The sequence below is a fragment of the Cellulophaga baltica genome, assembly GCF_018861125.1.
Taxonomy (GTDB): domain Bacteria; phylum Bacteroidota; class Bacteroidia; order Flavobacteriales; family Flavobacteriaceae; genus Cellulophaga; species Cellulophaga baltica_A.
The window spans coordinates 265,346-278,128 of sequence record NZ_JAHKQN010000005.1 but is presented as its reverse complement, the minus strand read 5'-3'; the positions used below and the strand labels follow the sequence as shown (position 1 = coordinate 278,128).

The window sequence follows — 12,783 nt, the reverse complement described above, 5'->3', positions numbered from 1 at the left end:
ATATAGTTACCATCTTTTAGCCTGAGTAGCAAATAACCAGCCAAAACTAACCCCAAAAAATAAACCTGTAATAACATCTAAAGGAAAATGAACTCCAAGATATATTCTGCTATAACTTACAAGTAAAGCCCATAGAGTTAGAAATACGGTAATATACTTATTTTTTTTGTAGAGTAAAATTCCAAAATAACTAGCAAATGCTGATGAGTTTGCTGCATGTGCTGAAAAATATCCATATTTACCACCACAGTGATTTCGTACGCTCCTGAAAACTTGTTTAATGGCTTCTGTGTGGCATGGCCTTAGTCTTAAAAAACTATTTTTAAAAGCAATAGAAAGCTGTTCAGTGCTTAAGATTAGTAATGTGGCTAGAATTAATATGAAAATTGCTTTTTTTAGACTAAATTTTTTAAAAATATAGAATAATATAAAAGAGTAAATAGGAATTGTAATAAAACTCAAAGTACGTGATAAATAATTCCAAAATCCATCCCATAATGGCGATCCAAGGCCATTTAAGAAAATAAAAAGGTCATGATCAATCTGTATTAATTCTTCAAGCATACCAACTGGGAGATTTATACCAATACTAAGTTAAAATTCAGCAACAAAACCAAGTTTTCCGGGGCTGAATTGCAAGTTCCAACTTAATTTCTTTTGTTGATTGTTATATTTTTCATCATAGCGACTATCAAGATATCTATCTATAGATTCTACTGTAAATATACTCATGGCAACTCCTAATGCAACATCTGAGAGCCAATGTTGTCCATCCCACAATCTCGAAACACCAGGAATTAAACCTACAACATAGATGCCAGATTTAACCCAAGGGTTTTTAAATTGTTTGGCTATTGCATAAGCGTTAGTAAAAGCAAGCATAGTGTGCCCAGAAGGAAAAGAATGATAACTTCTGTCGGCATTAAAAGGATCAAAAGTGTCTTTAGATTTTCCGCTTTCAGGACGAGCTCTACCAATAATAGATTTTGTAACTTGTTGTAATAATCCAGCTGAAGAAGCTGATGCTATTAATAGAACACCAGTACGTCTTAATTTTTTATCTTTTGTAAATAGCCCCGTTAAATATACTCCACCTGTAAACATGTAATTATATTGTGGGCTTCCAAATTTACTGCCGTAATCTCTAATGAAATCAGGTATTCCTTGTTGTTGATTAGTAGCAAATTCAGAGGTTTCATCGTCTACAAGATATAATAATCCAGTACCTATAGTTGTAAGTCCAAATGTACTCCACTGTTTTCCTTTCCAATGTAAAGGTCTGGTGTATGAGTAGCCCATACCTCTAAAAACGTTTCCTAAATCGTATTTGAAATATTGCCAAGTGGTTTTAGAATCGTCAAAACTATACGTCTTTTCAGGTAGGTTTAGACTCTGTGCAACTATACTAGTTGATGTTCCTAAGGTGAAGAATACAGCAATTATTAATTGAGATATTTTTTTAGTATACATATGATTATAACGAAATGTTTTAAAAATTAATATTTTATATACTCAAATTTATTAGCCGTTAGAAATTCATAATTATATATAAAATAAAAAACCCTTGAAAATCGTAAGATTAACAAGGGTTTTTGTACTCGAGATGGGACTTGAACCCATACGGACTAATGTCCATTGGATTTTAAGTCCAACGTGTCTACCAATTCCACCACTCGAGCCTATAGCCTCTAAGGCTAGGATCGTAAATATAAAACTTTATATTGAGCGAAAAAAGGGATTCGAACCCTCGACCTCCACCTTGGCAAGGTGATGCTCTACCCCTGAGCTACTTTCGCAAAGTATGTTTTTTATTTTTAAAGAACATTCGCATTGTTTCCTAATGCGGGTGCAAATTTAATACATTTTTTCAAATCTCAAAGCTCTTTTTGAAAAAAAGAATCAAAAAAAATAAATTATTTTCTTTCTACTTTATTTTAAGCCTATAATACAGTTGGTTACGATAAATAATTAAGCTTTATTTTTTTGTGTTAATAAGCGTTTAATTTCATTTAACTTCATTAAAGCCTCAACTGGTGTTAAAGTGTCAATGTCTAAATGGGTTATTTCGTCCTTTACTTGCACTAACAACGGATCGTCTAAATTAAAGAAGCTCAATTGCATTTCATCTTGTGCAGCTTGCAAATTATCGGTTAGCTCTTCACTAGAATGTGATTTCTCTAATTTCTTTAATATTTTATTCGCTTTGCTAATTACTTGTTGTGGCATTCCAGCCATTTTTGCAACATGTATACCAAAACTATGTTCACTACCGCCAGGTGTTAGTTTGCGTAAAAATAGTACATTGTCTTTTAATTCTTTAACAGATACATTGTAATTTTTTATACGATCAAAAGTATTCGCCATTTCATTAATTTCATGGTAATGAGTAGCAAATAGTGTTTTAGCTTTGGCAGGATGCTCGTGTAAATATTCTGAAATTGCCCAAGCAATTGAAATACCATCATAAGTACTTGTGCCACGGCCAATTTCATCAAGTAATACCAAACTGCGTTCTGATAAGTTATTTAAGATAGATGCAGTTTCGTTCATTTCAACCATAAATGTTGATTCACCCATTGAAATATTATCGCTGGCACCAACTCTAGTAAATATTTTATCTACAAAACCTATTTTAGCTGATTTTGCAGGAACAAAACTTCCCATTTGAGCGAGTAGAACAATAAGCGCTGTTTGTCGTAATATGGCGGATTTACCACTCATATTGGGACCTGTAATCATTATAATCTGTTGTTCATCTCTATTTAAAATTACATCATTACTAATATAAGCTTCACCAAGTGGTAATTGTTTTTCAATTACAGGGTGTCTGCCATCAATAATTTCAATTTCAGTGCCATCGTTTATTTCAGGAGCTGCATAATTATTCTCTTTTGCTAATTGTGTAAATCCGCAAAGGCAATCAAGCTGACTTATTTGGTGGGCATTATTTTGAACTGGAGCAATATATTCTTGCATCCAAACGACAAGTTGTGTGAAGAGTTGCTGTTCTAAAGCTATTATTTTTTCTTCGGCACCTAAAATTTTACTTTCGTACTCTTTTAGTTCCTCTGTAATATAACGTTCTGCATTAACTAATGTCTGTTTCCTAATCCACTCTTCGGGTACTTTGTCTTTATGAGTATTTCTAACTTCAATATAATACCCAAAAACGTTGTTTGATGCTATTTTTAGAGATGAAATACCAGTACGTTCCGTTTCACGTTCTAACATTTTATTCAGGTAGTCTTTGCCAGAGTATGCTAAACCACGTAATTCATCAAGCTCTTCTGAGTGCCCTTCGGCAATAGTAATGCCTTTTAAGATATTTACAGGAGCTTCTTCATTAATCATTTCTTTTATTTTTGAACGAAGCATATCACAGGTATGCAATTGGTCGCCAATAAGTTTTACGGCATCATTGTTAGATTGTATGGTAAGTTGTTTTATAGGAACTACCGCCTCAAGAGAGTTTTTTAGTTGAATAACCTCTTTAGGGTTTATTTTTCCGGTAGCTACTTTTGAAATTAACCGTTCTAAATCTCCAATTTGTTTTATGTGATTTTGTAATTTTTGGAGGGTGATTTCTTCAGAAGTTAGATAACTAATTACTTGATGTCTTCTATTTATTTTCTCAACATTTTTTAGAGGTAACGCAAGCCACCTTTTAAGCATACGCCCACCCATGGGTGAAATGGTTTTGTCAATAACATCAAGTAATGTAACTGCATTTACATTATTGGCGTGGTAAAGTTCAAGATTTCGGATGGTAAAACGATCCATCCAAATATATTCTTCTTCTGCAATTCGCTCAAGTTTGCTTATGTGTTGTAATTGGTTGTGTTGCGTTTCTGAAAGATAATGTAGTGCAACACCCGATGCTATGATTCCTTGGCTTAAATGATCAACGCCAAAACCTTTTAAATTATTTGTTTTAAAATGGTTGGTAAGTGTTTCAAGAGTATAATCTTCTTGAAACACCCAATCTTCCATAAAAAAAGTATGGAACTGCTTGCCAAAAACAGCAATAAATTCTTTCTTATTTTTTTTAGAAACTAATATTTCATTAGGAGCAAAATTCTGTAAAAGCTTATCAATTTGATCTTCACTACCTTCGGAGGTTAAAAATTCACCTGTCGAAATATCTAAGAATGAAACCCCAATTTTTTTTCTGCCAAAGTGAACAGAACATAAAAAATTATTGCTTTTGGCGGTTAAAATATCATCATTGAAAGCAACACCAGGTGTAACTAATTCGGTAACACCTCGTTTTACAATACTCTTAGTTTGTTTTGGATCTTCTAATTGATCACAAATAGCAACACGTTGACCAGCTTTAACTAGTTTAGGTAAATACGTGTTTACGGAATGATGTGGGAAACCAGCAAGTTCTGTTTTTTCACCTCCATTATTCCGGTGCGTAAGTGTAATGCCTAATATTTGTGATGCTTTAATGGCATCATCACCAAAAGTTTCATAAAAATCACCAACTCTGAAAAGTAACATGGCATCAGGATATTTTTTCTTGATGGTGTTGTATTGATTCATTAAAGGTGTCACCTTCTTTTTTACTGTCTTTGCCAAATGCTATATAATTAACCTATTTTTGCATAAAATAATGTGAACGAAAATACTATTTTCCTAAGGGTTTAAAGAGTATTGTTGATATTTTGAAATAAGTTTTTTGAATTAAGGATAATGCGAAAATTAAAGAATAGCGAATTAGACCGTTTAAATATAGACGAATTTAAAAATGCAGAAAAAACACCTATAATTATTGTTTTAGATAATATTAGAAGTTTGAACAATATTGGTTCTGTTTTTAGAACTTCAGATGCTTTTTTGGTTGAAAAAATTTACTTGTGTGGTATTACTGCAAGGCCACCACATAAAGATATTCATAAAACAGCTTTAGGTGCAACTGAAAGTGTTGCTTGGGAGTATATTGAACATACTATGGATTTAGTGAATACTTTAAAAAGTGATGGAGTTGAGATTGTGTCTATTGAACAGGCTGAGAAAGCAGTTTTTTTAAATGATTTTAAAGTTGAGACTGATAAAAAATACGCTTTAGTTTTTGGTAATGAGGTAAAAGGTGTAGCTCAAGATGTGGTGAGTGCTAGTGATATTGTTTTAGAAATTCCTCAATATGGCACCAAACATTCTTTAAACATATCAGTAAGTGCTGGTGTTGTTGTGTGGGATTTATGGTCTAAAATGAAGAAATAAAATAAGTTTTAAATAAAAAAAGACCGTCTATTGAGTGAGTAGACGGTCTTATATAGTTTGAGTTAGTTAGTTTTAAAAGAATTGTTTTGAATAAACAGAAATAATACTTTTAACGATTGCAATTAAATAAAAGCTTATCGTTTCTGCAAGTAAAATGTGAAAATTGTCTTAATTTTTTACAGATAATGTATGTTTTATGATTTTATCGAGAATAATACAATAGTCTTCTGAATTTTTCACAAAATCTAAATTGCTAATATCAATTATTAGCGTGTTATGATCAGGTGCACTTTTAATAAAATCTAAATAACCACGATTAATTTTTTCTAAATAATCTGGTGGAATATTTTGCTCATACTCACGATCACGCTTTTTAATATTTTCAAGTAAACGCTCTGTGTTTTGGTACAGATAAACGTATAAACCAGGTTTTTTCACCTCTTTGTGCATAAAATTAAACACTTTTCGGTAAATTTTAAATTCATCTTCTTGCAAAGTAACCTTCGCAAAAATTAATGATTTAAATATGTCGTAATCACCAACCATAAAACTTTTAAACAAGTCGAACTGTGAGGTGTCATCGGAAAACTGTTGGTATCGTTCTGCTAAAAAGGACATTTCTAACGGAAAAGCAAACCTAACTGGGTCTTTGTAAAATTTTGGCAAAAATGGATTGTCAGCAAAACGTTCTAAAATTAATTTTGCATTAAAATCTTCTGATATTTTTTCAGCTAAAGTTGTTTTTCCTGCACCAATATTACCCTCAATAGCAATGAAGTTTAGCTTAGATAAAAGTAGTTCTCTCGTTTTGTATATTCTAAAAGAGGTACGTTTTACGCCACTTTTATCACGACTCATTTGTATTAAATTGCGAGTGTCTTTATTTAATATTGGGTGGTAAAATTGAGGTGCAATATCACTCAATGGTTTTAATACAAACAAACGTTCTTGTAATGTAGGGTGTGGTATGGTTAATGTTTCAGTGTCGATAATTTCATAGTCATAATATAGAATGTCAATATCAATACTTCTCGGTAAATAGCCATTAATAACTTCGCCTCTAATACGTCCTAAGTTTTGTTCAATTGTATGAATTTCTTTTAAAACTTCAGTAGGGGATAAGTTTGATTTTATAGCAATACAAATATTTAAAAAATCGTCAGACTCAAAGCCCCACGAAACACTTTCGTAAACATTTGAAATAGCAAGTACCTTACCTATGCTTTCTGATATTTTGAAAACGGCACTTTGCAGGTTGTACATCTTATTTCCAAGATTACTACCTAATGATAAATAAATTGTTTTGGGGTTGCTCATAATAACATGGCAAAATAAATAAAACAAATTAACAATAGTTATCTTTGTGGATAACTTATAACGAAATTTTAATGAAATTCTTAAGAAATCTTCTGGCAGCTATAATTGGTTGTCTTATCGCATTCGGAGTCCTTTTTGGAATGTTTATAATATTTGCAGCTTTATTAGGTAGTGGAGATGATGCTAAAATTGTGAAAAGTAATTCAATTTTAGAAGTGCAAATTCCAAATGCTGTAGTTGATTACGTAGGTGGGGATGATACAGATCCTTTTAGTGGTTTATTTGAACAGTCACAAGGGTTAGATGAAATTTTACATGCGATTAAAGTAGCTAAGAATGACGATAAAATAAAAGGAATAAGTATTCTTAATAATTTTATGAATGCTGGTTTGTCTCAAACGCAAGTGATAAGAAGAGCATTAAATGATTTTAAAGAAAGTGGAAAGTTTGTATATGCGTATTCGGATTTTTATGCACAAAAAGATTATTACTTAGCTTCAGTAGCTGATAGTGTTTTTATGAACAAAGTAGGGGGTATAGATTTTAAAGGTTTGTCTTCAGAAGTTTTGTTTTATAAAGATCTGCAAGAGAAAACTGGTGTTAAAATGGAAGTTATTCGCCATGGTAAATATAAAAGTGCCGTAGAACCTTATTTATCAAACGAGATGAGTGAAGCAAATAGAACTCAAATAAAAGAATTGCTGAGTTCACTTTGGAGTGAAATGGTTACTGAAATTTCAGAAAGTAGAAATATTTCATTTGAAAACATTAATGTGATCGCAGATACATTAGGTGGTAGAAAACCTGAGCTTGCAAAACAGACAAAGTTGATTGATGATATTTTATTTTATGATGAGTATGAGGCTAAGTTGATGAATGCAACGAGTGTTTCTAAAACTGATGATTTAAACTACATAACATTAGAAGAGTACATTCCAACAGCTAATAAAAATAAGCTTTTAAAAGGTGATGATGAAATTGCTGTGATTTATGCACAAGGAGAAATTATTTATGGTGAAGGAAGTCCGGATGTTATTGGGCAAGATTTAATCAATAAATCTCTTAAAAAAGCTCGTGAAGATGATGATGTAAAAGCAATTGTACTTCGCGTAAACTCTCCAGGAGGTAGCGCTTTGGCATCTGATATTATTTGGAGGGAAGTTGAGTTGACCAAAGCAATTAAACCTGTTATCGTTTCAATGGGTGATGTAGCTGCTTCTGGTGGTTATTATATTGCGACGGGTGCAGATAAAATATATGCAGAGTCTACAACAATTACAGGTTCAATAGGTGTTTTTGGTGTGATACCAAATGCAAGTGAGCTAGCCGGTGAGATAGGGATAAATGCAGAGCAGGTAGGTACAAATAAAAACTCTGTAGACTATTCACTTTTTGAACCTATGGATGAAAATTTTAGATCTGTGGTTCAAGAAGGTGTAGAGCAAACATATGAGACGTTTTTAAGTAGAGTAGCTGCGGGTAGGGGTATAACAACTGCCGACGTAGATAGTATTGCTCAAGGTCGAGTTTGGAGTGGTGTTGATGCTCAAAAAATCGGACTAGTTGATGAAATAGGTGGTTTAGATGATGCAATTGCAGGTGCTGCAACAATGGTGTCTTTGGATAAATTTAGCATTAAAAAATTCCCAAAATATAAAACAGGGTTTGAGCGCTTTATGGAGGATTACGGTGGTGTAAGTTCTAAAATAAAGGAAGAATTTATAAAAGATGAAATAGGTGTTGAAACGTATTCAATATTAAAAGATGTTAAAAATGCAATGAAACAAAAAGGGGTTCAAGCAAGAATGCCATTTGTGTTGAGTGTAAACTAAAGTATTAATATGCCGATGACTCCCAAAGACAGAAAACTAGCTTTTAAAATTTATTTATTTTTAGCAGCTTTGTTCATCACATCTTTGGTGGTGTCCAATCTAATTTTTCAAAAATTCTTTTATTGGAAACCATTTGGTGATGTTACAGTTTTTGGAGCATCACTTTTTGAAGTTTCAGTAGGTATACTGCCTTATCCAATTACTTTCTTAATAACAGATATTATTTCAGAAATATACGGTAGAAAAAAAGCAAATCAAGTAGTTACAGCAGGTATATTTGCATCGTTTTTTTCAATGGGCATTATTTTACTTGCTAATTATATGCCCGCTATAAAAACATCACCTATTGATAATAAAACTTTTAATCAGGTTTTTGCACTTTCTCCAATTGCAGTTTTTGCTTCAATGATTGCTTATTTAATTGCGCAATATATTGATGTGGCCATATATCATTTTTGGAAAAAAGTCACTAATGGAAAACACCTGTGGTTGCGAAATAATTTTTCTACTTTTTTGTCGCAAATCATGGATACCGTTGTAGTTGTGGGGCTTTTATGTGTTTTTAAAGTGCTTCCTTGGGATTTGTTTAGTGGTTTGGTAATAAGTGGTGTGATTTTTAAAATAATTGTCGCTTTTATTGACACTCCTTTCTTGTATTTATTTGTATATATTTTCAGAAAAAGGTTTGGTTTAGATCTTGGTGGAGAAATTGAGTTAGAGTATTAATATTTACTTTTGCTTTAATGAAATAAGCTATTCTTTTTTTCGTTTTTATTAATAATAGTTGTGGGTGAATTGTATTTTTCGGCAACTGTTTTTAAAATAGCCATCAAAATAAAAATTGAAGTATATGAAAAAGAAAATATTTAAAATAGTAGGTATTATACTATTGGTATTTGTAATACTATTAGTTGCGGCACCTTTTTTCTTAAAAGGTAAAATAGCAACCATTATCAAAGAAAAAGTAAATAGTAGTATTGCGGCAGATTTTGATTTTAAAGATGCAGATTTAACCTTATTTACATCTTTCCCAAATGCAAAAGTTACTTTAAATGAAATATCGTTAGTTAATCAGGCTCCTTTTGTAGGTGATACATTGTTTGCTTCAAAAGAAGTAGCTTTAGAAATGTCAATCAAAGAACTTTTTAAAGGTGCCGAAGAGCCGATGAGTATTACAAGCTTGTCTATTGATGATGCATTGGTAAATATTATTGTTGATATTGATGGAAAAGCTAATTATGATATAGCTGTAGATGATGGAACGGAGGTTGCTACTGGAACTGCTACAGAAGAAGAGTCAAGTAGTTTCTCTCTTTCAATGGAATCTTATGCGCTTACAAACTCAAGAATTTCTTACTTAGATGAGGCAACAGGCATGCATTTAGAAATGCTAGATTTAAACCACTCTGGTGCTGGAGATTTATCTTTAGTGAAATCTGAATTAGATACAAAAACAAGTGTTTTGGTTTCTTTTGAAATGGATAGCACGCATTACTTAGATAAAAATCCGGTTAAATTAGATGCGCTTATTGGTGTTGATTTAGCAACTAATACTTATTCGTTTTTAAAAAATGAAGCTTTAATTAATCAGTTGCCATTAGTTTTTGATGGTTTTATTAAAGTGAATGAAACAAACCAAGAATTAGATGTGAATTTTAAAACTCCATCTTCAGATTTTAAAAATTTCTTGGCAGTAATTCCTGAAGTGTATTCTAAAAACATTGAAGATGTAAAAACAACAGGTAATTTTTCTGTTGAAGGTCGTTTTAATGGCATAGTTGATGAAACTCATATTCCGATGTTTAATATTGATCTTAAATCTGATAATGCATCATTTAAATATCCTGATCTACCAAAATCTGTAAGTCATGTGTATATAGATACTCAAATACATAACGAAACTGGTGTAACAGAAGATACGTATGTAGATATTAATAGGCTTTCATTTATGATAGATGAAGATAAGTTTAATATGGTGGCTAAGATTAGAGATTTAATGGGGAATACAAGAGTAAGCTCCCATATTGATGGTAAAATGAATTTAGGAAATATTGCTCAGGCATATCCTGTGCCAGCAGATTTAAATTTAGAGGGTTTACTTGAGGCAAATATTGATGCAGCTTTTGATATGGCTTCAATTGAAAATGAGAAATATGAAAATACAGATGTAAAAGGAAACCTTAACTTAAAGAATTTTGTTTACAATTCAGAAGAACTAAAAAGCCCGGTAAAATTAACGTCAACATCAGTAACGTTTAATCCTAAAACTGTTACTTTAAATGAGTTAAATGGTGCTACCGGACAAACAGATTTTAGTGCTAAAGGTACTATTAATAATATGTTAGGCTTTATGTTTAACGATGAGAATGTTGAAGGTAATTTTGATTTAAAATCAAATACTTTTTCAGTTGATGATTTTATGGTTGAAGAAACTGCTGAGGTTGCAATGGAGACTAAATCAGAAACACCAGAAACAACAACCGCTACAGAACAAATTAAAATTCCTTCGTTTTTAGATGCTACTATTAATGCATCTGCAGCAACAGTTATTTATGACAACCTTAAATTGAAAAACGTATCTGGTGGATTAATTATAAAAGATGAAACAGCAACTTTAAAAAATATGACTTCATCTATATTTGATGGTAAATTGTCGTTTAATGGAGAGGTTTCTACTAAAGATGCCACGCCAACATTTGCTATGAAATTGGGTATGGATAGTTTTGATATTTCTGAAACTTTTAATTCTTTACAATTGTTTAAAGTATTGGCACCAATAGCTAGTGCAGTGCAAGGTAAACTTAATTCAGATATTGCAATTTCGGGTAATTTGAACGATGATTTTACTCCAAATTTAGCAACAATTTCAGGTGATTTATTAGGTGAAATTTTAGGAACAGAAATAGACCCTAGTCAGACTAAAGTATTGTCAACTTTAAATAGTAAATTGAACTTTTTAGATTTAGATAAGTTAGATTTAAAAGGATTGAAAACGGCGCTTACTTTTGATAATGGTGAAGTAACAGTTAAGCCTTTTACCGTAAATTATCAAGATATTGCTATAAATGTTAACGGTAGTCATTCATTTGATCAAAGTATGAAATATGCTGCAGTTATTGATGTTCCTTCAAAATACCTAGGCAGTGAAGTTACAGGATTAATTGCTAAGATTGATGATGATTCACTTGAAGAATTAACAATACCTGTTACGGCAAATATTGGAGGTAGTTTTTCAAGTCCTACGGTTTCGACTGATTTAACAAGTGGTGTAAAAACATTGACCTCTAAACTGGTTGAAATTCAAAAACAAAAATTGCTTAATCAAGGTAAAGAAAAAGCAACAGATCTTATAGGTGGGCTTTTGTCTAAAAACTCTAGTTCAACAGATACAACTGAAACTAAAACAAATAATGCTGATGCGGTTAAAAATGCATTAGGCGGGTTATTAGGTAATAAAACAGAAACAACGGCTACTGAAGATTCTAGCGCTACAGAAACAGAGGAAGCAACAACGACTACTGAGACTAAAAAAGAAAATGTAAAAGAAGCGGCTAAATCTGTTTTAGGTGGTTTATTCGGTAAAAAGAAAGATACGACTAACTAACATTAATTGATACGTAGTAACCTTCGTTACTTCTAATATTAAAAACAGTATCATCGTCAAAAATTAAATATTGACCTTTAATTCCCACAAGAGTACCAGTGTAAATTGGAGTTTTATCTAAATTTAAACTTTTTACTTTTGTGGGATATTTGTTTACAGGAAATTCAATTTCTATTTCCTTGTTATTTTCTAAAAAGTAAGGTAATGCTTCTTCGGGTATGTATTGTTTAAGCTTGTTTTTCCAGTCTTCAAGACTTTCATCTACAACCTCATTTTTAAGCATTTTTCTCCAGTTAGTTTTGTCGCTAACATAATCTTTTAGAGCAACTTCGGTAATTCCTGCAAGATAACGGTTTGGAACCTCCACAACTTCAATAGCTTCATGAGCACCTTGGTCTATCCAACGAGTTGGCACTTGTGTTTTACGGGTTACTCCAACTTTTACAGAGCTTGAGTTTGCTAAGTAAACTATATGGGGTTGTAATTGCACCTTTTTTTCATAAGCTAAATCACGATCTTCTTTATTTAAGTGTGCGGTACTTAATTCTGGTCGCATAATCCAATCACCAGCGGAAGGAATTTCAAAAAAACATTTTTTGCAAAAGCCTTGCCTGTAAATTGCCTTGTCTAGGCCACAATTTAAACATTGGTGCTTTATAAAATTAATAGTAATTTCTTTATTCAAAACCTGGTTTACGTTTAAAAAGTCATTTTTAAACACCAAATAATATTGAATAGGTTTTCCTATTTCTGTTTGCATTTTTTGTAAAACACCTTCGTAAAGCATATGAAAAATATTGTTCT

General features: G+C 31.8%; 9 protein-coding genes and 2 tRNA genes. 4 read left to right on the top strand and 7 right to left on the bottom strand.

Annotated features, from left to right (window positions below; all coding sequences use genetic code 11):
• Positions 1-6: 6 nt before the first annotated feature.
• The 5 genes from KO500_RS01960 to mutS form a co-directional block, all read right to left on the bottom strand.
• A complete protein-coding gene (locus KO500_RS01960; protein WP_215954812.1) occupies positions 7-564 on the bottom strand; it encodes a phosphatase PAP2 family protein in 558 nt (185 codons plus the stop codon).
• A gap of 30 nt (positions 565-594) precedes the next feature.
• Positions 595-1,470 carry a phosphatase PAP2 family protein gene (locus tag KO500_RS01955; protein WP_215954811.1) on the bottom strand — a complete coding sequence of 292 codons (876 nt, stop codon included), beginning with the start codon at positions 1,468-1,470 and terminating at the stop codon, positions 595-597.
• Between the two features lie 125 nt (positions 1,471-1,595).
• Positions 1,596-1,679: transfer RNA gene (locus KO500_RS01950), tRNA-Leu, on the bottom strand.
• 45 nt (positions 1,680-1,724) lie between these two features.
• A tRNA-Gly gene (locus KO500_RS01945) sits at positions 1,725-1,796 on the bottom strand.
• Positions 1,797-1,968: 172 nt separating this feature from the next.
• Positions 1,969-4,581: a DNA mismatch repair protein MutS gene (mutS, locus tag KO500_RS01940; RefSeq protein WP_215954810.1), complete on the bottom strand. Its 2,613-nt coding sequence runs from the start codon at positions 4,579-4,581 to the stop codon at positions 1,969-1,971.
• Between the two features lie 114 nt (positions 4,582-4,695).
• On the opposite strand from mutS, the gene KO500_RS01935 reads away from it, so the two are divergent.
• A complete protein-coding gene (locus KO500_RS01935; RefSeq protein ID WP_215954809.1) occupies positions 4,696-5,226 on the top strand; it encodes an RNA methyltransferase in 531 nt (176 codons plus the stop codon).
• Positions 5,227-5,394: 168 nt separating this feature from the next.
• Here the strand turns inward: KO500_RS01935 and folK are convergent, their stop codons facing one another.
• Entirely contained in the window at positions 5,395-6,543 is a 1,149-nt protein-coding gene (gene folK, locus KO500_RS01930) for a 2-amino-4-hydroxy-6-hydroxymethyldihydropteridine diphosphokinase (protein ID WP_215954808.1), read from the bottom strand.
• Positions 6,544-6,614: 71 nt separating this feature from the next.
• Between folK and sppA the strand changes: the two genes are divergently transcribed.
• The 3 genes from sppA (at position 6,615) to KO500_RS01915 (ending at position 11,979) form a co-directional block, all read left to right on the top strand.
• Positions 6,615-8,375 (top strand): signal peptide peptidase SppA, encoded by a 1,761-nt coding sequence (sppA, locus tag KO500_RS01925; RefSeq protein ID WP_215954807.1) that lies wholly within the window; start codon positions 6,615-6,617, stop codon positions 8,373-8,375.
• 15 nt (positions 8,376-8,390) lie between these two features.
• Entirely contained in the window at positions 8,391-9,101 is a 711-nt protein-coding gene (locus tag KO500_RS01920; RefSeq protein ID WP_215954943.1) for a queuosine precursor transporter, read from the top strand.
• Positions 9,102-9,225: 124 nt separating this feature from the next.
• The gene (locus KO500_RS01915) at positions 9,226-11,979 is read left to right on the top strand and encodes an AsmA-like C-terminal region-containing protein (RefSeq protein WP_215954806.1); all 2,754 of its coding nucleotides are present in this window, start codon (positions 9,226-9,228) and stop codon (positions 11,977-11,979) included.
• Here the strand turns inward: KO500_RS01915 and KO500_RS01910 are convergent.
• The gene (locus KO500_RS01910) at positions 11,972-12,766 is read right to left on the bottom strand and encodes a DUF2797 domain-containing protein (protein ID WP_215954805.1); all 795 of its coding nucleotides are present in this window, start codon (positions 12,764-12,766) and stop codon (positions 11,972-11,974) included. The two genes, KO500_RS01915 and KO500_RS01910, sit on opposite strands and share 8 nt — an antisense overlap.
• Between the last annotated feature and the right edge of the window lie 17 nt (positions 12,767-12,783).

Excerpts from the sequence above, each read along its gene's own strand:
- KO500_RS01960 (WP_215954812.1), bottom strand. The coding sequence starts at position 564 with ATGCTTGAAGAATTAATACAGATTGATCATGACCTTTTTATTTTCTTA.
- KO500_RS01955 (WP_215954811.1), bottom strand. The coding sequence starts at position 1,470 with ATGTATACTAAAAAAATATCTCAATTAATAATTGCTGTATTCTTCACC.
- KO500_RS01935 (WP_215954809.1), top strand. The coding sequence starts at position 4,696 with ATGCGAAAATTAAAGAATAGCGAATTAGACCGTTTAAATATAGACGAA.
- folK (WP_215954808.1), bottom strand. The coding sequence starts at position 6,543 with ATGAGCAACCCCAAAACAATTTATTTATCATTAGGTAGTAATCTTGGA.
- sppA (WP_215954807.1), top strand. The coding sequence starts at position 6,615 with ATGAAATTCTTAAGAAATCTTCTGGCAGCTATAATTGGTTGTCTTATC.
- KO500_RS01920 (WP_215954943.1), top strand. The coding sequence starts at position 8,391 with ATGACTCCCAAAGACAGAAAACTAGCTTTTAAAATTTATTTATTTTTA.
- KO500_RS01915 (WP_215954806.1), top strand. The coding sequence starts at position 9,226 with ATGAAAAAGAAAATATTTAAAATAGTAGGTATTATACTATTGGTATTT.
- KO500_RS01910 (WP_215954805.1), bottom strand. The coding sequence starts at position 12,766 with ATGCTTTACGAAGGTGTTTTACAAAAAATGCAAACAGAAATAGGAAAA.